General features: G+C 43.7%; 15 protein-coding genes. 10 read left to right on the top strand and 5 right to left on the bottom strand.

What is annotated here, in order from left to right; genetic code table 11:
* Window positions 1-111: 111 nt before the first annotated feature.
* A complete protein-coding gene (locus tag KKZ03_RS03705) occupies window positions 112-1,251 on the top strand; it encodes a calcium:proton antiporter (protein ID WP_243220132.1) in 1,140 nt (379 codons plus the stop codon).
* A 275-nt stretch (window positions 1,252-1,526) separates the two neighbouring features.
* Window positions 1,527-2,759, top strand: coding sequence for a glutaredoxin domain-containing protein (locus tag KKZ03_RS03700; protein ID WP_243220130.1), 1,233 nt, complete (start codon window positions 1,527-1,529; stop codon window positions 2,757-2,759).
* Window positions 2,760-2,818: 59 nt separating this feature from the next.
* Here the strand turns inward: KKZ03_RS03700 and KKZ03_RS03695 are convergent, their stop codons facing one another.
* Entirely contained in the window at window positions 2,819-4,306 is a 1,488-nt protein-coding gene (locus tag KKZ03_RS03695; protein ID WP_243220129.1) for a TolC family protein, read from the bottom strand.
* Window positions 4,307-4,830: 524 nt separating this feature from the next.
* On the opposite strand from KKZ03_RS03695, the gene KKZ03_RS03690 reads away from it, so the two are divergent.
* The 8 genes from KKZ03_RS03690 (at window position 4,831) to KKZ03_RS03655 (ending at window position 15,674) form a co-directional block, all read left to right on the top strand.
* Window positions 4,831-5,100, top strand: a complete 270-nt coding sequence (locus tag KKZ03_RS03690) for a YtcA family lipoprotein (protein ID WP_243220128.1) — start codon at window positions 4,831-4,833, stop codon at window positions 5,098-5,100.
* An 18-nt stretch (window positions 5,101-5,118) separates the two neighbouring features.
* Entirely contained in the window at window positions 5,119-6,303 is a 1,185-nt protein-coding gene (locus KKZ03_RS03685) for a biotin/lipoyl-binding protein (RefSeq protein ID WP_243220127.1), read from the top strand.
* Window positions 6,303-8,570, top strand: a complete 2,268-nt coding sequence (locus tag KKZ03_RS03680) for an FUSC family protein (protein WP_243220126.1) — start codon at window positions 6,303-6,305, stop codon at window positions 8,568-8,570. The genes KKZ03_RS03685 and KKZ03_RS03680 overlap by 1 nt, the downstream gene beginning before the upstream one ends.
* A gap of 216 nt (window positions 8,571-8,786) precedes the next feature.
* Window positions 8,787-11,657: a bifunctional [glutamate--ammonia ligase]-adenylyl-L-tyrosine phosphorylase/[glutamate--ammonia-ligase] adenylyltransferase gene (glnE, locus tag KKZ03_RS03675; protein ID WP_243220125.1), complete on the top strand. Its 2,871-nt coding sequence runs from the start codon at window positions 8,787-8,789 to the stop codon at window positions 11,655-11,657.
* Window positions 11,658-11,761: 104 nt separating this feature from the next.
* The gene (locus tag KKZ03_RS03670) at window positions 11,762-12,685 is read left to right on the top strand and encodes a branched-chain amino acid transaminase (protein ID WP_243221529.1); all 924 of its coding nucleotides are present in this window, start codon (window positions 11,762-11,764) and stop codon (window positions 12,683-12,685) included.
* A 252-nt stretch (window positions 12,686-12,937) separates the two neighbouring features.
* A complete protein-coding gene (gene waaF / locus KKZ03_RS03665; RefSeq protein ID WP_256451995.1) occupies window positions 12,938-14,086 on the top strand; it encodes a lipopolysaccharide heptosyltransferase II in 1,149 nt (382 codons plus the stop codon).
* Window positions 14,087-14,104: 18 nt separating this feature from the next.
* Window positions 14,105-15,100, top strand: coding sequence for a lipopolysaccharide heptosyltransferase I (gene waaC / locus KKZ03_RS03660; RefSeq protein ID WP_243220124.1), 996 nt, complete (start codon window positions 14,105-14,107; stop codon window positions 15,098-15,100).
* Window positions 15,101-15,164: 64 nt separating this feature from the next.
* Window positions 15,165-15,674, top strand: a complete 510-nt coding sequence (locus KKZ03_RS03655) for a methyltransferase domain-containing protein (RefSeq protein WP_243220122.1) — start codon at window positions 15,165-15,167, stop codon at window positions 15,672-15,674.
* Window positions 15,675-15,879: 205 nt separating this feature from the next.
* Here the strand turns inward: KKZ03_RS03655 and pyrE are convergent, their stop codons facing one another.
* The 4 genes from pyrE to KKZ03_RS03635 all read right to left on the bottom strand — a co-directional run bounded on the left by pyrE (window position 15,880) and on the right by KKZ03_RS03635 (window position 20,241).
* A complete protein-coding gene (gene pyrE / locus KKZ03_RS03650) occupies window positions 15,880-16,515 on the bottom strand; it encodes an orotate phosphoribosyltransferase (protein ID WP_243220120.1) in 636 nt (211 codons plus the stop codon).
* Between the two features lie 42 nt (window positions 16,516-16,557).
* Window positions 16,558-17,691 carry a radical SAM family heme chaperone HemW gene (hemW, locus tag KKZ03_RS03645; protein WP_243220118.1) on the bottom strand — a complete coding sequence of 378 codons (1,134 nt, stop codon included), beginning with the start codon at window positions 17,689-17,691 and terminating at the stop codon, window positions 16,558-16,560.
* A gap of 369 nt (window positions 17,692-18,060) precedes the next feature.
* The gene (smbP, locus tag KKZ03_RS03640) at window positions 18,061-18,708 is read right to left on the bottom strand and encodes a small metal-binding protein SmbP (protein WP_243220117.1); all 648 of its coding nucleotides are present in this window, start codon (window positions 18,706-18,708) and stop codon (window positions 18,061-18,063) included.
* 534 nt (window positions 18,709-19,242) lie between these two features.
* The gene (locus tag KKZ03_RS03635; protein WP_243220116.1) at window positions 19,243-20,241 is read right to left on the bottom strand and encodes a L,D-transpeptidase family protein; all 999 of its coding nucleotides are present in this window, start codon (window positions 20,239-20,241) and stop codon (window positions 19,243-19,245) included.
* Window positions 20,242-20,436 lie beyond the last annotated feature (195 nt).

Genomic DNA, 20,436 nt, shown 5'->3' with positions numbered 1-20,436 from the left:
CGACTTTGGTTGTATTTAGTTACTACATAATATACAACCTCGATCTATTCAACTGAAACTAATTATTGCCGCTCTAATCAGGCAATACAACTGGCCACTAATGAGAACTGTGTGAATTATTTAAGAAAGTTCCCCGCTATTTTTTCCCGTAATGCGTTTGTGCTGCTGTGCTGGGGGATTTGGCTTTGTCTGCATGGCTCAAATTTAATCCTTTCCGTACAATTGAGTTTGGTTCCGATGTTCGCTGCTGCCCTGGCAATTTTTTGTGCAATGATAGGCTGTATATTTACGGTTAATCATTATGCGGATCAACTTGCAGAGTTGCTGGACGAGCCATTTGGCACATTGCTATTAACGCTGTCTGTTGCCATCATTGAGGTTAGTTTAATGTTGGTGGTTATATTTGAGGGCGATAAAAATCCAAGTATGCTGCGTGATACAGTTTACGCAACACTGATGATTATGCTTAATGGCATGATAGGATTGTCACTGGTTGCAGGTGGTTGGCGTCATTTTGAACAAACGTTTAATTTGCGCGGTGCAATGTCTTTTTTACATCTCATTGTGCCTTTGGTATTGATTCTGTTAGTCATGCCTAACAGTACTTTTAGCTCTGGTGGGCCAACACTTTCTCCGGTACAGGAGGTTTTTATGGGAGGGTTGTGTATTTTGGTGTATGTGCTGTTTTTAGTCATGCAAACTACTCGCCACAAGGCATTGTTTGTTTATCAACATGTTGATAATGAAAGCCTTTCTATTTCTGCGCTACCTCAACATTCCTCCTCTCATAAGCGGCGTATTGCTATTGCGGGTGCCGCACTGGGTTTGATTGTCGCCATTGTGCCTGTGGTGTTACTGGCTGAATATTTGGGCGATGTGATTAATCATGGTATTGAGGTTCTTCATGCGCCGGTTGATCTTGCGGCTTTAATTATAGCTTCTTTGGTGCTGGCGCCAGAAGGCCTTAGTGCCTTCCGCGCAGCCACGGCTAACCATATGCAAAAAGCGATGAATATTTGCCTGGGTTCTGCATTATCAACGATTGCTTTAACAGTACCCTGTATGTTGTTGGTTGCCGGATTGCAAAATATAGATTTAAACCTGGGCGTCATCGGTGGTAGCAGTACTTTGCTTTATGCTACGCTACTGACCACGCTGATAACTTTAAGCTCTGAACGCACGACGATGTTACAGGGCAATGTCCATTTAATGATATTTTTGAGTTATTTATTTTTTATTTTTTATCCTTAAAAAATTCTGATTGCCCGAAGGACGGATAATATTCTGAGTGAATTACCCCGGCTTTTCTTTAAGCTCTTGGTTGATATTCGGAAGTTGGATCTTAATTATTTTTAAGGACAAGAATTTTTCTTACTTGTTATATCGGTTTCGCCAATATTTTTGGGTATCATTTATTTTTCGGTTTACGCTTTTTGTAAGTACAGTTTCAACTACTTTCAAGCTTCCATGAAGGATGCCCACTTTTTCACAGTAATATTTCACGGCCACCATCCAGGGGTGTATTCATGAAAACAATAGTCAGGCTGTTTTTTGCCGGTTTACTGGTGGTTTTGGTTTTTTCTTTTAACTCTATAGCTTTTGCAGAAGTATCCATTTTTTTGCCGGATAAAAGCACGGCGTCAGTTAAACCATCAGCCGATATTGAAGTATTCGTTCGCAATGGCTGTCCTCACTGCGCTAAAGCCGAGTTGTTTTTGCAGGCGCTAAAACGTGAGCAACCCGCTTTGACGATTATCACCCATGATGTGGTTCAGGAACCTTTAGCCTTGGAACAATTACAGCGACTTGCCAAAAAACAAGGCTTAGGCACTATGAGAGTACCTGCTTTTCAAATAGGCGGGCAATTGATTGTTGGTTTCTCTGATGAGATAACCAGTGGTCAACTGATTCGGAGTACTTTAGCTCACGTACAATCACCAAAAAATCAGGAGACTTCTCAGAGTTGCGAAGCTCAGCAAATATTACCCTGCAAAACCGGAGTAGAAGTTTCGGATCAAGCACTGGAAGCCTTTTTTCTTGAATTCTTTGGACACAGATTGTCGCTGGATGAGATCGGTTTACCGTTATTTACGTTGGCGATGGGCTTGCTCGACGGCTTCAACCCTTGTTCAATGTGGGTATTGATACTGATGATTTCGCTGCTTGAGCCAATGAATAACCGGTTACGCATGTTCGCCATCGCCGGTACCTTTGTTATCGTTGAAGGACTGGTTTATTTTTTATTTATGGCAGCCTGGCTTAATTTTTTCCTGCTTATCGGCTTTTCCCGTATCTCGGAAATGGTAATTGCTGTTGTTGCTCTTTTGGCAGGGTTTGTTAATCTTAAGGATTTTTGGTTTTATGGTCGAGGTGTTTCGCTGTCGATACCTGATGCAGCAAAACCTGATATTTATGCCGGAATAAGGCGAATTTTGCAGGCAGAAAACCTAACCGGTGCCTTAGTCAGCGCGGTGGTATTGGCTATTTTAGTGCAGATCGTTGAATTTATGTGTACCTCAGGCTTTCCGGCACTGTACACAAGAATACTGACATTGAAGCAACTGGACAATATTAGCTATTACAGTTATTTGCTACTTTATAATGTGGCTTATATGTTTGATGACGCTATTATCCTGGCGATAGGCATCATTACCTTAAGTCAAAGGAGGCTTCAGGAAAGAGAAGGGCGTTGGCTAAAATTAATCAGTGGCACGGTAATGGTGGGGCTGGCTATTTATTTGATGGTAACGCCCACTTGAGTTGTGTTTTTTCGTTGTGGAGCTTAAGCCTAAAAATATCGCGTCGTGGTATCTTACTTTCATTGTCGAAGACTCCGGCCAAAGGCATCGCTATCCGTATTAAAATCTCCACGGCTCTGGCCTCCGGAAGCATAAACCAGGGTTGCAGCGGATTGGAGTAAACTGGCGCGACTGTCGATTTCGGTATAACGGGCGCGTGCTAAATCCTTTTGTGCGGATAGTAGTTCTATGACCGTAGAAAAGCCGTGAGTATAGGATTCTTGTGTAGCCTCATAAGACTCTTCGGCAGCTTTTAACAAGGCTAACGCAAACTCGCGTTTTTCCAATGTCGTTTTGGTATCGGCATAAGCTTTCCAGATATCTCGCATAATTTCCAGACGAAAAGCATCAATTTGGGCTTTCGAGGCCTCTTTTCTGGCCTCTGCTTCATGCACGGCATTAGTGCGTTCAAAGCCATCAAATAAAGTCCATTCAACGTTGAGCATTGTGGTATTAACCAGATTACTTGCCGTATAACTCTCATTGCCGGGTGGGTTTGTGTGCACACTTCCCCAATATTGATTACCAATCATGCCTTTCAGAGAAATCTTGGGAAAAAATTCGGCTCTGGCTTTCTTCACCTCGGCTTCGCGTGCACGCAATTCGGCAAGACGCGCCATCAGATCGGGACGTTGCTCCAAGGCTTGATCGACTATTTTTTCGACCGACTGTACCAGTCCTGCCGGTAACGGTAGCTTGCTCAAGTTTATTAGTTGTAAGGAATATGAGGGCGAAATGCCCAGGTTAGTGGTCAGATCGGCCTGTGTCTGAATTACCGAGCCACGAGCATCCTGGAGATCATAGCTGGCTTTTGCCTGTTCTTGAATTGCCAACAGTAAGTCCGGGCGTGTCGCCAGCCCTTTGTCGAGTTTAGCTTTAACCGAATCAGTGCTGGCACCTGCGGCATTCAGTGTCTGCTGCGCTGCTGTTACCTTGGCCAGGACTGCCTGATAGGCAAAAAAGCTACTGGCAACCCGATAGGCAATTTCCTGATGCTTGCGGTTGAAAGCAAAATTGGCAGCAGTCAAGCGCTGTGTGCCAGCATCAACCAGAGCCTCCCTGCGCCCGAAATCGAACAGCGTCCATGCCAAATCCAGACTGCCAAAAGAAGAGTAACCGTTGGTTATCAAAGCGCTCCCGGGGATGGGGAAGCTGTTTTTGAAATATTGCCCAAATGCCATCGCCGTCAGAGTCGGATACCAGGTGCTTCGATTCCTTTCAAGTCGCGCGGCAGCAGCTTTCGCTTCCTCCCAGCTAATTCTGGTTTCCGGATTGGCATGCAAGGCAAGATCGACTAGTGCAGGTAAATCATAGGTTATCTTGGTATCAATCAGGCTATCTTCAGGCAGACGGCTGGATATAGCTGTTTGTTGAGTGCCTTTTTCCGTCTCGACTGCCTGCCAATAAATGGCATGGTCAACCGGAGTCGCCAGAGTGGGTTTATCAGATTTTTCGATGCTTTGCGGCATGCAAGCTGTCAAAGCCATCATTGCTGCCGGTACAGCCACGCTGATAAAACCTCGCGGCAGAGATGATAACAATGGTCGCAAGTTACTGTACTTAAAGCATTGCAACTTTCGCAAATTTAAAACACCCTGTTTAAATGTCAATTTAGTTGTCAAATAACGATATCTTGGAAAATTAATAGTAAGTGTCTGAACGGCAATATTATTACTTTAATAATATAATAAGACCGAGGCACAAACAGATCTATAAGTACTGTACCATTTACTATGGTGTACTATGATAAAACATTTCAGCAATTATGCCTGTTTTCATGTGGTCGTAAATGCCTTTTGCCTTCTGTAACCCTGATAGATGTCTCATGGATTAACTGTTTTATAGGGAATTGGCAATAGCGGATTCAAATACCAAAATTTGATATCCAAATAATTTAATTAATACCTTTGATTTTTTCTACTAATAATCGATTGTTTAATTATTTGATCAATACCAAGATACGCGGTTTAAAATAAATCAAATGTACTTACGAATATTCTTCAAGTTCAGTTTTCCTGCCCAAGTGCAGAGTATGATCTTCATGCCAGGATTACGGAAAGCGGGTTTTCTGGCTATTTCTGCGTTTTTTTTGACCGCTTGCGACCCGATGCTGAGTATTGAGGGTTCGTTTTGGCCTGCCTGGATTATTTGTATTCTTGTCGGACTGGCGGTAAGCATGGCGTTAATGTGGCAATTGGTACGACACAGGTTGGCACCTTATCTGGGGCCGCCGCTGTTGATCGTTCCAAGCTTATGGGCGTTATGCACCTTCGGTATCTGGTTATTATTTTACTCGACGTAAACACGGGCGCCATCCATCATGGAAAACAGTCAAGCTGACCATCAGGTCATCAATCTTAAACGCCGCATACTGTTGGGTCGTATCATCGGAACGTTAATCGTGCTGGGAGCTTTAGCGACCGGCACTTTGGTCTGGCGCATAAATTATCAGCACCCCCGTACCAACGACGCTATGGTACGGGCAAATATCGTCGGTATCGCTCCTGAAGTGAGCGGGCGGATAGTGGAATTGCATGTTGAAGATAATCAGTACGTCAAGCAAGGCGATTTGCTGTATGTGATTGATCCGCGTCCTTATCAGGCGAAACTGGCTCAAGCCAAGGCAGAATTGGTGGTAGCGGAAAAAGACGTCGATTCAAGGCGAGCTTCCAGCGGTTCCGCCGAGCTCGCTATTGAGCGACTGGAACACCAACGCGTTGCGGCCGGTGCCGAAGTTAAAAGGATTGAGGCCGAGGATGAATATTTACATAGCTATCTGGAACGTCTTGAGCCATTGGCGGAGAAACAATATGTCACCACAGACCAGCTCCAGCAAGCCCGATCCCGTTACGCCGCATCACGTGCAGCGCTGGCAGATGCAAGTGCCAAGGAGCTTTCGGCGCGGAGTGCGATAGATGAAGCAAAAAGCGAGAGCCGACGCGCCGTATCGTTGATTGCCCAGGTTGGTAACGTTAATGCCCGTATTGAAGCTGCCAGAGCGCTGGTTACCTCTGCCGAACTGGACGTTGAATACTGTTCGGTGCGCGCGCCTTTCGATGCCTACGTAACCAACCTCAATACTCGCGAAGGCGAATATGCCAAGACCGGAATGCAAATGTTCGCCTTGGTCGATGATCGCCACTGGTATGCTATCGCTAACTTCAAAGAAACTTATCTACAATCCATTCACCCCGGTCAGGAAGCCGATGTGTTTCTGGTTGGCTATCCGGGAAAGCGCTATCGGGGCGTGGTAACCGGTATCGGTTGGGCTAATTATCCTGATAATATGAAGCAGCAAGGCGTATTGCCGGAGGTTCGGCGCACCCTGAACTGGGTTGTCCTTGCTTCCCGATTTCCGGTGCGTATTGAGATACAAGAACGCGATCTTGAACATCCGCTACGCATGGGTATGACGGCCTTTGTGACTATTCTGGATCGCCCTGCCGAAATTAAAAAGCTGTCGCCAGTCCGTGAAAAGGGAGCCACAACCCCTCTGGTTCCTTAATGAATAAGGGCGATACGCAGCACACTTCGGATCTGCACAAAAGACCAAGCAAGTTATGGTTTGGAACCAGTCTGGCACAATTCCTGAAAGTTGAGCTCAAAGATTTTCCGGGGCGGCGAGTTGCTACCTTACGTTTGTTTATGGTTTCACTGATTATTGTCTTGGTCAGCCAAACCTTGCAGGTGCCACCGTTGGGAGCCATTGCCATTCTCATCTGTTTGAGTTATGACGCCTATGCGAATGCCGGTCAATCACTGGCATTCGGTATTCGCCAGATGGGGTATCTGATCGTGACCACCTTGGTGTCGGTATTTACGCTGATGTTGGCCGGCAATGATCCCTGGCTCTTACTACCTTTGTCTTTCATAATACTGGCTGTCGCCCTGTTTCATGCCCGTCTGATCGCCTGGCCTACCGGTATTGCCCTATGGTATTCGATAGCGGTGCTGTACAACCCCAGCACTCCCGATGAAAATATTTACCAAGCCTTGTGGAATATCCCTATCATTGGTGTATTGGCTATCGGTACATGGACAGTGGTGCACCTGACCATCAAACCGCAAGATCCGCTCAAATTGCTGAAAACGAGCATCGCGGGACAATTAGTGGTGGTGGAAACCATTTTAAGTGCACGTCTGGCTGACAGCGGCGTGAAAATCCATGACCGCGTAATCCGGAAATTTTCCAGTGCCGGTAGTTTCGGTAAAATATTGGGCTTGCTGGATAACGCAGAGTTGATACATCCTGCCATGCGTCAACAGCATGATACTTACCTTGCCCTGCTGCTTGAAATTGATGGCTTGCGAGAGACCGCTATTTGGCTGGATCAAGTGTTGATGGCAGAATATCGCGCTCAAGTCATGAATCAGGAAAAATTAAATGTTTATCTGGCGCTGCAAAGTGCCTGCGTACTGCTCAGGCAGGGTGTGGAAGAATATCGTGATACTTCCGGACCAATAGCGATACTGCTAATTGATGAGGTGTTGTACAGTTATACCCTGCAAACCAATCCTTCACTGTTAACCGCGATTTGGCGGTCGCTACAACGCAGTGCCGAATTAATGCATAACTTACATTCGCCAGCATCAGCGTCTGAAATTAAAATCATAGCGACGGAAACCGATAATAACCAAGCTGATGCCAGGTTTCCAGTCTGGTTTGGCTATGAATTTTGGGCAACGCATGCCGATAGCCTGCAATTCGGGATTAAGTTTTCTCTGGGTGCCATACTCTGTGCATTGATCGTTGAAAGCTTGGGCTGGGCGGATATAAATACCGCCATACCAACCTGTTTGGTTGCTGCACAAACCAGTCTCGGTGCCGACTATCGGTTATCGCTGTTGCGTTTGTCGGGCGCGGTGCTGGGCGGGCTCTGCGCCTACTTTTATGTACTGGTATTTCAGTCGCAGCTTGAATCTATCGTAGACTTTGCGTTGGTAACAATCCCTGTCTGGGCTATTGCTGCCTGGATTTCTGCCGGTAGTGAACGCATCGCCTATTTGGGGCGTCAGCTCGGCTTTTCGTTCGCGTTATTTGTTTTACACGATTTTGGTCAGGTCACCGATTTATATCTACCGCGTGACCGGGTTAGCGGTATTTTGTTGGGTATCATTGTAATGGGCATACTCGATTATGCGCTATGGCCGAGGCGTTCTATTGTGCTTGCTCGTCACCATAGTGCTGCGGCATTGCATACACTTGCCCGGTTTACAACACGGCTGCCGGATTTAAGTCTGCTGCTTAAGCATACTTTGCCATTGCGTTTGTCGGCAGAAAAAGATCTGTCTGTTGCACAGGATTTGATCATTCATGCGAGACTGGAGCCTGATGCCGGATTAAGCTACAAGGTTAACGAAAGAACAGCGCTGAGCGCGATTATTGATGAAGCCGGTAATTTGTCCGGCTTGTTACAGATTCGGCGACGCTATCGATTGCTAAGTGGTCAACAATTCAGCAGTTTTCCTGATGAGTTACAAAAACATAGTCGTGCTTTCGATGCGGTGTTGGCAACTGCCTTGGAGAATACGGCGTTAGTGCTGCAAGGCGAGCGACACGAGACTGCAACTGAGGTTGCCAACATTCACGCATTTCTGAAACAAAGCTACACTGAACACCATTGCATCGACCGCTTGCCAAGTGATTTAGCCATGGAATGGGAACTGCGATTCAGGCTGGATCAGCAAATCATGGAGTTGGTAGAGCATATTCAAAAAAGGGCTGTGGATGTCGTTTCATATCGACTGAAAGCCGGCTTGGCTATTGACTAGTAAAGCACCTCGGATTATTGCTAAAAATAGATAAATAACGTTGCGACAATGGCAGTGATTACGCCAATGGTTGCTCTCAAAAAAGCAATCTACTTTCAGAAAGCCTTGGGTATTTGTGGTATTTTTCTTCGCGTTATTGGTGCTTTTGTGCTGATTTATTATGGCTTGCGTAACATGAGTTAGGTATGATGGTTTTTTTGAATATGCCGGCCACTTATGTCTTTTATTAATATTATTCAACCCGAGCTTGCCAAGTTGCCTGATGAATTGCGTCTTTCTGTAACGGTTACACTTAAGCAATGGCATGAACAACTGGCCGGTCTTAAGCTCGATTTTAAGCCGACACCGGAGATTGGCGCATCAATAGTCAAGGTTTGGTGCTCCAGTTTGTTTATTTCAGAAAGCGCACTACGACAACCAGAGATACTGGTTGATGTGGTTAATTCAGGCGATTTATCGACGATTTATACGGATCGCCATTATGCTGACAAACTGGCGTGTCTGCAGGTTGATAATGAAATCGAATTAATGCAGAAGTTACGGCGTTTCCGGCGCAGGGAAATGATCAGGATTGCCTGGCGTGATTTGGCGGGATGGGCTGAAGTACCAGAAACACTGGCTGACTTGTCCTGGTTGGCAGATGCCTGTATTCAATACGCCTTGGCTTTTCTCTATAATGAGGCTTGTGAAAAACGCGGAACCCCTTTATTGGCTGATGGCAGCCCCCAGCAGATTATTGTCTTGGGTATGGGGAAGTTGGGTGCGTATGAGCTGAATTATTCTTCCGATATAGATCTGATTTTTGCTTATGCAGAAAACGGCGTATTACCGGATAGAAAAGAAACCAGTTATGGTGAGTTTTTTACGCGGCTGTGTCAAAGCCTGGTCAAAGTTCTTGATGAAATTACCGTCGATGGTTTTGTCTTCCGTACCGATATACGTTTAAGACCTTTTGGTGATAGCGGCCCTATTATTATGACGTTTGATGGTATGGAAAACTATTATCAAACCCAGGCGCGGGAATGGGAACGTTATGCCATGGTCAAAGCGCGTCAGGTTGCGGGTGACTTTAAAACCGGAGCACAACTCATGGCGATGCTGAAATCCTTTGTTTATCGGCGTTATCTGGATTACGGTGCTTTTGAGGAACTACGCTCTTTAAAGGTGCAGATTACCCAAGAGTTAAAACGTAAAGACCGCATGGACAACGTCAAGCTTGGCCCCGGTGGAATCCGTGAAATTGAATTTATTGGCCAAGCCTTTCAGTTGATACGTGGCGGTAATGAAAAGGCATTGCAAACGCGCGGTATTCTGGATGTACTGAAAACTCTTGGCAAACTGGAGTTGCTGGCTCCAAATGATGCCGAACAGTTAAGACAATCTTATTGTTTTCTGCGCCGAGTGGAAAACCATATTCAGCAATATCAAGACTTACAAACGCATGATTTACCAACATCAGCAGCGGTTCAGCAGATACTGGCCTATTCATTGGATTATCCGGACTGGAACAGCTTTAAAATCCGGTTGGATACGGTAAGAACTCAGGTACATGCTGTGTTTGATCAGGTTTTTTCTATCGCTAAATCGCCAGTGAAAGATCAGCACAGTCAACAGATTTGGACCGGCGTAGCCGATGATGAGGAATTGCTGGATAGCTTAAGTCGGTATGGTTTTCATCAGCCTGCAGAAAGCTTGGCCGCCATTAAACAATTTAAAAATGCGCACTCAATTCGGCGCTTAACGGCTAAAGGTGCGAAGGTGCTTGATCGGTTGATGCCGTTTGTGATTGAGGCAATACAGCAAGTTGATAATACTGATGAAACTTTAAAGCGCATACTGGATTTATTTGAAGCGGTAGCAGGCAGAAATGTTTATTTGGCATTATTAGCCGAAAATCCGGATGCGCTGGCCCAAATGGTTCGTTTATCATCGGCCAGCCCCTGGATTTGTGATTATTTATCAAGATACCCGGTATTGTTTGATGAATTACTGGACACGCGTAGTTTGTTTGAACCGCTTAAAAAAGAGGATCTTGATAAACAGCTGGTTATTTTACTGGCAGCTATTGAGTTACAAGATCTTGAACAGCTAATGATTGCTCTGCGGCAATTTAAGCACACCAATATGTTAAGAGTTGCCGCTGCTGATATTATGGGTGTCATCCCGATTATGGTGGTCAGTGATTATTTGACCTACATAGCTGAAAGCATCGTTGCTCATGTTGTTGAACGCTCGTGGCTTATGCTTACCGACAAACATGGCTTTCCACCGGGGAGTGATAATAGCCCCAAAGGCTTTGCCGTTCTTGGCTTTGGTAAGCTGGGCGGTATTGAGCTGGGTTACGGTTCCGATCTGGATATGGTATTTTTGTACGATTGCTCTGATGGTAATGTCCTCACCGATGGCGAAAAACCGATTTCCTGTGCCCAGTTTTATGGACGGATGGGGCTGAAAGTCCGGCATATTCTGGATACCAAAATGTTGTCAGGTGTCCTCTATGAAGTTGATATGCGCTTGCGCCCCAGTGGCGATTCCGGTTTATTGGTCTCACACATTAATGTCTATGAAGACTATCTGAAAAGTCAGGCTTGGACATGGGAGCATCAAGCCTTGGTCAGAGGACGATTTATTGCCGGTGATGCCAGCTTAAAGACACAATATGAATCTATTCGCCGCAGAATTTTGAGCTTACCCAGGGACTTGGTACCTCTGAAAACAGAGGTACGCGAAATGCGCGAAAAGATGCGCGATGCCTTGGCAATGAAAGAATTAAACAAGTTTGACTTAAAACACAGTAAAGGCGGTATTGCTGATATTGAGTTTATAGTACAATTTGGGGTTTTAGCCAGGGCTGCAAAAAATGAAGCTTTGACGACTTATACGGATAATGTCAGATTGCTTGAAGGTTTGCAGGAAGACGGCTTTATCTCTAAAACCGAGGCAGAAATACTCAAAGTGACTTATTGTACCTATCGTGATTACGGACACAAGCTGGTTTTACAAGGCGAGCGAGCCATTATTAACGAGGCTGAGGTCGGTGAATTGAGCGCACAGGTTGAGCAGATTTGGCATAATTTAATGGAATAAACCGGTAAGAAAAATATTTTTACCACGGAGGACATGAAGAAAAAACTTCGTGTTCTCCGTGGTAAGTGAAAATACTAATACACATTAATGTTGGAGAATAAATGATGACAATGGACGATAGAGACGGCTTAATTTGGCTGGATGGCGCATGGGTTGATTGGCGTGAAGCGAAAGTCCATGTACTGACGCATACTTTGCATTATGGATTGGGCGTATTTGAAGGCATAAGAGCCTATCACACTGAAAAAGGCACCGCTATTTTCAGAATGCAAGAACATACGGACCGCCTGTTCCGTTCTGCGCACATCATGAATATGGCCATGCCGTTTACTAAGGATGAGATGAATCAGGTGCATCGTGATGCGGTTGCCAAGAACAATCTGGATAGCGCCTATATTCGGCCTATGTGTTTTTATGGTTCTGAAGGTATGGGACTTCGGGCTGATAACCTGAAGGTTCATGTCATGGTTGCTGCCTGGTCGTGGGGCGCTTACTTGGGCGCTGACAGCATCGAGCATGGAATTCGTATTCGCACCTCTTCTTATGTGCGCAATCATCACAACAGCACCATGTGTAAAGCCAAAGCCAACGGTAATTACATTAATTCCATTTTGGCTCTGCAAGAAGCGTTGTCGAATGGTTACGATGAAGCCTTAATGCTTGATCATGAAGGTTTTGCGGCAGAAGGCAGTGCTGAAAATTTGTTTATCGTACGTAACGGTAAAATTTACACGCCAGAAACTACCTCCGCACTGGAAGGCATTACCCGTGATACCGTGATGACGATTGCACGCGAGCAAGGTTATGAAGTGATTGAGAAACGGATTACCCGCGATGAGATTTATGTCGCTGATGAAGCCTTCTTTACCGGTTCTGCTGCTGAAGTAACGCCAATCAGAGAGCTCGATAATCGTAAAATAGGTTGTGGTAGTCGTGGTGTCGTGACCGAGCAATTACAATCATTATATTTTGATTATGTACATGGACGCAGAGAAGACCATGCCGAGTGGTTAACTTACGTTAATTAACGTAAAAACGGCTTTTTTCCACGAAAAGCACGAAAGCCACGAAAAATAAAAAACGAGATCATTGTATGGCACAGCCATTCCACGATGCAGGTCGGAGTTTGTAACTCCGACCTGAATGTTTGACGGCTTCAATGAGTTGCAACCCCGTTACGTTTATTCATTGAGTAAAAGTTTACCGTTTTTCATGTTTTTGAATTTTTTCGTGCTTTTCGTGTTTTTCGTGGGCCAATTGATTTTTCCAGGATTAAGATTTTGAAGAACCCCCCCAGGATTCTGGTCGTCGGTCCCTCATGGGTTGGCGATATGGTGATGGCGCAAAGCCTGTTTATCACGTTAAAAAATGCCCAACCTGATTGTCAAATTGATGTTTTGGCACCGTCATGGTCATTTGCTTTGCTGGCAAGAATGCCGCAAGTTGCAAAAGCTATCGCGATGCCTTTAGTGCATGGCCAATTTGGTTTGCTGGATAGAATTAAGCTGGGCAGGAAGTTACGGGCTGAAGGTTACGATCAGGCAATCGTATTGCCAAACTCCTGGAAATCGGCATTAATTCCTTATTTTGCCGATATCCCCGTTCGTACCGGTTATGTTGGTGAATGTCGCTGGGGCTTGCTGAACGATGCCAGAAAGCTGGATAAAAGTTTACTGACCATGACGGTTCAACGCTTTGTTGCCTTAGGTTTGCCGGATACGGCGCAATTGCCGCCTGAGTATTCGGTTCCTGAACTTGTTATTAACCCGGATCAGCAAAATAGCGTTATCGAAAAATTCCATTTAAACGTAAAAGTTGCTGAAAATGGCAACGCTATTGATCGGGTTAGCGAAAGCGTAACCCGACAAAATAATGCGTCTAGTGTTGGGTTACGCTTTCGCTCGGTCATTGCTTCGGTATTACTTCCCTGGAGTGATAAGCCAACTTATCCGTCCCCGGAGAAAATATTGGCTTTATGTCCTGGTGCTGAATATGGTGCAGCAAAACGTTGGCCGGCAAGTTATTATGCCCAAGTTGCACGACAAAAAATTGCTGAAGGCTGGCAAGTTTGGCTGTTTGGTTCTGATAAAGATAAAGCAGTGGCTGAACAAATTAATGCTGAAGTTTCCGGGCAATGTATTGATTTTAGTGGCAGGACATCATTAGCTGAAGCTGTCGATTTGCTATCACTGGTTGATGCCGTGGTGACTAATGATTCCGGTTTGATGCATGTTGCAGCCGCGCTGGACAAAAAAATAATCGCTCTTTATGGCTCGTCCGATCCACACTTTACGCCGCCACTTAATGCCAAGGCTCATGTTATCAGTTTACATCTTGATTGCTCTCCGTGTTTTAAACGTGAGTGCCCGTTAGGTCATACCCGGTGTTTGAATGATATAAGTCCTGAGCAAGTGATTGCTGTTATTTAACGGGTGAGAGGTTAATTCTTGAAAATTGCCATTGTTAAGCTTTCTGCACTGGGTGACATTGTGCATGCGATGGTTGCGTTACAGTTTATTAAAGCGTGTTTGCCAGCCATTCAAATTGACTGGATAGTGGAAGAGCGTTTTGCTGACGTTTTAAAAAACAATCCCGATATAGATCATATTTTAACGGTCAATTTAAAATCTTTAAAAACCAATAAAGCCGGTGTTTTTCAGGAGATAAAAAAAGTTCGCAACTTTGCACGCAATCACTATGATGTGGTTATTGATGCGCAAGGGCTTATTAAATCAGCGGTTATTGCAAAACTGCTTGGTAAACACCTCGCCGGTTTCGATGCCGATTCAATCAGGGAAAAAGCGGCTTCCTGGTTTTATAATGTCAAATTAGCTTGCGCTTACGATACTAACGCGATCGTTAGAAATGCCTTTGCCTTATCCAGTCCTTTAGGTGTCAATATCACCGAGGCGCAAATCCATAACAAAAAACCGTTTTTATTTTTTAGCAATGAAGATCCGCAAATTTATAATTTTTTGCAAAAAGATCGACAAAACATTGTGTTAATTATCGGCTCAAGTTGGGATAGTAAAAATTATCCGGCGGAAAAATTTGTAAAAATAGCGGTAGCCTTGCAGCAAAATTGTCTGGTGGTGTGGGGCAGTGAGGAAGAGAAAGCTAAAGCAGATTGGATGTCTACACAATCTGACGCTATTAAAGTGCTGCCCAGGCTGGATTTGAATAGTTTAAAAGCGTTGATTAGCCAGGCAGATTTATTGATTGGTAACGATACCGGACCTACCCACATGGCATGGGCTTTAAACCGACCATCGATTACTATTTTTGGCCCCACACCGACCAGAATGGCTTATCAAACCGACATCAATAAAGTCGTTAAATCTGCTTCCCTTGTCAATTCATACAAGCTGAACAGACAGGATGATTCGATCAAGGATATTGATGAAAACGAGATTATTGAACTGGCAAAAGTCTTGTTGAACTGACTTTATATAGTGTTACCTGCCATGAATCACATAGTGGCTTTTATTTATAATTATTTGGATGCTGATGAAACTTCATATTGGTGGCGAAACAATTAAAGAAGGTTGGAAAATACTCAATATATTTGAAAAACCTGGTGTCGACTTTATTGGCGATATAAGTAACTTAAGTATGTTTGAGGATGATAGTTTTTCAGAGGTTTATGCAAGTCATGTATTTGAGCATGTTACTCAGGCCAAAGTTTTTGATACGCTTAAAGGGATAAGGCGAATTTTAAAGCCATCTGGTAAATTTTATATTTCTGTTCCTGACTTAGATATCCTTTGTCACACATTTATTGATCCAATAGCATCTCAGGATGTAAAATTTCATGTAATGAGGATGATGTTCGGGGGGCAAGTAGATGCCCATGATTTTCATTTTTTCGGGTGGAACCAGCTCTTTTTGTTTGATTTTTTAAGGCGGACTGGTTTTAGCGATGCTAACCGAGTTGATTCATTTGGGTTATTCAATGACACAAGCGATTACAAGCCGTATGGCTTTCCTATTAGCTTAAATGTCATAGCAATAAAGTAAAGTTAGCTGTAACCCTAAAGAAGAAAAACAGACAAGTCGGGCACATGCTTTTCGTGCCCTATATTTTCGCGTTAAAATGCACGAATAGTATTGAAGAAATCTCTCGATATTCTGATTTTGACCGTTGAATGTTGGGCAACGAAAAGATGTTGCCCAACATGACGTTTCAACAGTAAAATCCGAATACCCTAAAATGATAAGCTGTTTAAATGCCGTAACGATTTTGATAGTCTTGGATAGCGTTAAGCTGATCGCTAGACTGGGCTGTTAAATAAGCAATAATATTTGCCAAAGTAATGATGGCAACAACCGGCATGTTAAAACGCTCCTGAACTTCCTGAATAGCGGAACTGTCGTTGAGGCCCTTTTCCTGGCGATCCAGCGCAATTAAGACGCCTGCAGGAATCGCGCCTGCATGCTTTATTATTTCTACCGACTCTCTGACGGATGTACCGGCAGTAATCACGTCATCCAAAATAACAACCTTGCCTTGCAATGGCGCACCGACCAGACTGCCGCCTTCGCCATGATCTTTTACTTCTTTGCGGTTGAAAGCAAAGGGAATATCTTTGCCGGTTAATTGAGCGTAGGCGATAGATGTCGTGCTGACCAGCGGGATACCTTTGTAGGCCGGTCCATAAAGAATATCCGGTTTTATGTCGGATTGAATCAATGCCTGGGCATAAAAATGTCCCAATTTTCCCAGTTGAGCGCCGGTATTGAAAAGGCCGGTATTGAAAAAATAAGGACTGGTGCGTCCTGACTTTAACAGGAACTCGCCAAATTTTAATACACCGCAATCCAGTGCGTAGGCGATAAAGTCTTTTTGATAATCAAGCATGTTAATAGTAAAGGTAAAAAGTAGAGAGAACCTTGAGCAAAATCAAGGCATGAATTTTTCTAAAATGTTGTCCATAAAATTCCAGCCTTGTTCTGAACAATAATAATGATTATTTTCATGGATAAGCAATTCTTGTTTCAGACAAGCCGATAACGCCGGTTCCAGTGTTGTTATATCAAGGCCGGTTGTTGCTTGATAAGTGTCCAGAGTAAAGCCCTGTTTCAGGCGCAAATGATTCATAATAAATTCCAGTGGCAGTTCAGCGACAGAAATAACTTCAGAGCCACCCAGTTTATGGGTATCACTTAAATATTGTTCCGGACTTTTGGGTTTAAAGCTGCGGATAATTTGTTGAGGTAAAGTTTGCGTTATTTTACCGTGAGCGCCTGCACCTATGCCTAAATAATCACCAAACTGCCAATAATTTACATTATGCCGACACTGTAAGCCCAGTTGGCTATAGGCTGAAACCTCATACTGCTGATAACCCTGATCAGCCAATAGTTTTTGGCAGTGCTTTTGCATGCTAAAAATAAGCTCATCATTGGGCAATTGCGGCGGAAATTTATGGAAATAAGTATTGGGTTCCAACGTTAATTGGTAAAAAGAAATATGCGTAGGTTTCAGGCCGATGGCGGTTGCTATATCGGTTTTGCTGTCATCAGGACTGGAATCGGGCAGGCCAAACATCAAATCCAGATTAAAATTTTCAAAGCCGGCCTGATGCGCGATTTCAGTGGCAATAATGGCTTCGTGCGCCGAGTGCACTCGTCCCAGTTTTTTTAACAGTTTATCGTTAAAACTTTGTATGCCGATAGATAAGCGGTTAATTCCCAAGGCTCTGAATTCGGCAAATTTATGGCTTTCAAAAGTACCAGGATTGGCTTCAAGGGTAATCTCAATATCTGTTTTTAACGCAACCTGTTGTTCTATTCCGCGTAACAAGCGATTGATAGACTCAGGAGAAAACAGACTGGGTGTTCCGCCACCAATAAAAATGCTGCTGATAGGGTGAGTGATATTGTAGAGCCGTAAGTCTTTGGATAAATCATTCAGCAGCGCGTCAATATAGGCCGCTTCGGGAGTATCACCTTTAATCGCATGTGAATTAAAGTCGCAATAAGGGCATTTTTTAATGCACCAGGGGATATGAATATATAGACTCAGTGGCGGCAAGGGAATTTTAACGATGAGTTTAAAAAGCCGTCAGTTTAGCACTATTTTGTTTTGGATCAGAGCTGATTGGCTTCATGATTTTCCGGTTTGTTGAAATTTATTAGTTCAGACTTTGATTTGCTGGTGCTTTATTTTTGAATATTTAGCCATTTTTTTATGGCCTCCAACATTTAGCTCGCTAGAATCAACCGGGGGGTGGGTATTGATTGGCGGATGGATAATAACTCTGCAACCTAAAAAATTCGTTAGTGTTTTATTTAATAAAAGGATAATCAAGAAGGGAATACCTGATCAACTCATTCTGGAGTCGATCAGGTATTTCATTTTTGGAGCGGAGCAACCTTTTTGATTAAAGTCAGATAAACAGCATTATTCAATGGATGCTGTTATGTGGGTGATCGCTTGGTTAATATGTTCTGTTGCAACATCAGCACGATCCATCTCAGCATGTTTTATTGCGTCATTAAGGTGTGTAACTGCTTCTGTCATGTGTATTTTAGGATTACCTTCCAGTATTTTTTCAGCACTTTGTGCGTGCTCAAGTGCTGTCTTTGCATGCTCCGCTAAAACACTTGCGTGGCCAGCGTTGCCATGTATGGCGGCAGATTTTGCATGTTCCAGTGATTGAACTGAATGGGTTTTTGCAGGTTTTTCAGCCGGCTCAACTGCCGTGGATTTTTCAGCGGCTTTTTCGGTTACTTCAGCCGGTTTAGCTGCCGTGGGTTTTTCAGCAGCTTTTTCGGTTACTTCAGCCGGTTCAGCTACCGTGGGTTTTTCAGCAGCTTTTTCGGTTACTTCAGTTGGTTCAGCTATCGTGGATTTTTCAGCCGCTTTTTCGGTTACTTCCGCTGGCTCAGTTATCGTGGGTTTTTCAGCGACTTTTTCGATTGCTTTATCTGGTACGACTGCCGGGCCTTTATATGGGACGTAAGCCGCAGATACTGTTCCTGTGAACAGGGTCGCAGCGGTCAGGAATGTAACGGATAAGATCTTTTTATATATTTTAATGAGTATCAAGGGAATTTCCTTTTTTTCTTAAAATTAAGTAAAGTATTGGATATTTCACAGGCACTTATTTAGCGATTTTATTAACTATTCGTGATTAATAAAACACGATTATTTAATTGCCCGTCTTTAAACCATAACAGTAAAAGAACCGAATATCTACCCCTTTTATCCATCAAGAATATCGATTAACCGGGATATTTGCTCTTAAATAGTGGTATGGTCGGGAGTTCCAATAAAATTGATTTTTACCTTTTTTATAAGAATTTCGAATGGTTTTGAAATCTCCTTATCACCTGACTGCTGTTGGCTACAGTAGTTAACTTCTAACTATCAAATGGCTTTGATACTTGTCCTGATAACAAGGGTAAACTTGATTATAAAAAAGTTAATAATACTGTCTTGCCAAGTATTTACTTTTTTATAAAATGGGTAAAAATACAACTAAAACCGGAGGGATTTGGTTGCGCTTTTACCGCCTTCAGGGCTTAAATCACAAAAAAAACAGATATAAGCGGCAAAGATAATGAGTGGCTAAATAATTAGCTATTGATAAGGTGTGGTGTAGTTGTCGAATTCTATGGGAGCTGTTTCTTGAGAAACAGCCTTTTGTAAAATGGGTACAGGATCTCCATCCAACGTTTGCAAGGCCTGGTTAAGGGCTTGCTGATCGAAAGCAGGTGTTTCCTCTTGAGTCGCTTTTTTGATTAATTTTAATGCGACTGCATGACGTTGATCAAAAGTCATTTTTACACCGTCCAGATCAGGATGCGCTTCGATGTAAAGCTTATTGTTCAGCCATCCTACTTTGATAGGTTGTTTGACGATATAAACCGGCGTGCCGACGCCTACCCTATAATATAACTCTTCAATATCATTCGGGTACATGCGTACACAGCCGTGCGTAATTTGCATCCCGATACCGTAAATCTTGTCGATATCGGTGCCATGTATCAGGTAGCCGCGTAAAGCCAAATGCAGGGCATAAGCACCTAACGGATTGTGAGGGCCTGGAGGTACAACTCGAGGCAATGGATCGTCGTTTCTGGCATGTTCGCGTCGTATCGATTCAGGAGGATACCAACTGGGATTTCTCTCTTTTTTTGAGACCCTGGTATAGCCCAACGGTGTTCTCCAATCCTGTCTGCCTATTCCGGTAGCATATGACATAACCTGAGCAGGCATATCTGGTTGAGCGTTTGGATAATAGTAGAGACGATATTCAGACAGGTTTAAGACGATGTCTTTATGTGGCGTATCAGGAAGAATTCGCCGGTTAGCCAAACGCACAACTTCGCCTTTTTTTACCAGCCAACGATCAACTTTTTGATTCAGATGAACGATTTCCATTTGTCCCAGCGAAAATCGCAAGGCGATGTCCAATAATGTTTCGTCCTGCTTGGCTCTTATAAAAACGGTATTATCCGGATATTGAGATATAACATTATTATCCGGGTTTTCAGGGAGATTGTAGGTTGTCGCGGATGCCGTTTTGGTAGCAATAAGCCATAACATCAGAAAAATAGTTAGATCAAGAAATCTCATTACAGCAATTCCTCAGTGATAATCTACAAAAATAATTATAGAGTCTTTTAAAGATGGTGTTCCAGATGCTGGGGAAAGTAAACAAATGAGCATGACACATCTGCATAAACAGAGCCCTGATATTTATGTTTTGCAGTAGATCAAATGAGTATAGTCAGGTTTTTCCGGGAGGTTTACAAGTTTTGATAACTACAG

Source organism: Methylobacter sp. S3L5C, from assembly GCF_022788635.1.
GTDB lineage: Bacteria > Pseudomonadota > Gammaproteobacteria > Methylococcales > Methylomonadaceae > Methylobacter_C.
This window is presented reverse-complemented; position numbering and strand designations above follow the sequence as displayed.

Coding starts and splice junctions, on each gene's coding strand:
- KKZ03_RS03700 (WP_243220130.1), top strand. CDS start 1,527: ATGAAAACAATAGTCAGGCTGTTTTTTGCCGGTTTACTGGTGGTTTTG.
- KKZ03_RS03690 (WP_243220128.1), top strand. CDS start 4,831: ATGATCTTCATGCCAGGATTACGGAAAGCGGGTTTTCTGGCTATTTCT.
- KKZ03_RS03685 (WP_243220127.1), top strand. CDS start 5,119: ATGGAAAACAGTCAAGCTGACCATCAGGTCATCAATCTTAAACGCCGC.
- KKZ03_RS03680 (WP_243220126.1), top strand. CDS start 6,303: ATGAATAAGGGCGATACGCAGCACACTTCGGATCTGCACAAAAGACCA.
- glnE (WP_243220125.1), top strand. CDS start 8,787: ATGTCTTTTATTAATATTATTCAACCCGAGCTTGCCAAGTTGCCTGAT.
- KKZ03_RS03670 (WP_243221529.1), top strand. CDS start 11,762: ATGACAATGGACGATAGAGACGGCTTAATTTGGCTGGATGGCGCATGG.
- KKZ03_RS03655 (WP_243220122.1), top strand. CDS start 15,165: ATGAAACTTCATATTGGTGGCGAAACAATTAAAGAAGGTTGGAAAATA.
- pyrE (WP_243220120.1), bottom strand. CDS start 16,515: ATGCTTGATTATCAAAAAGACTTTATCGCCTACGCACTGGATTGCGGT.
- KKZ03_RS03635 (WP_243220116.1), bottom strand. CDS start 20,241: ATGAGATTTCTTGATCTAACTATTTTTCTGATGTTATGGCTTATTGCT.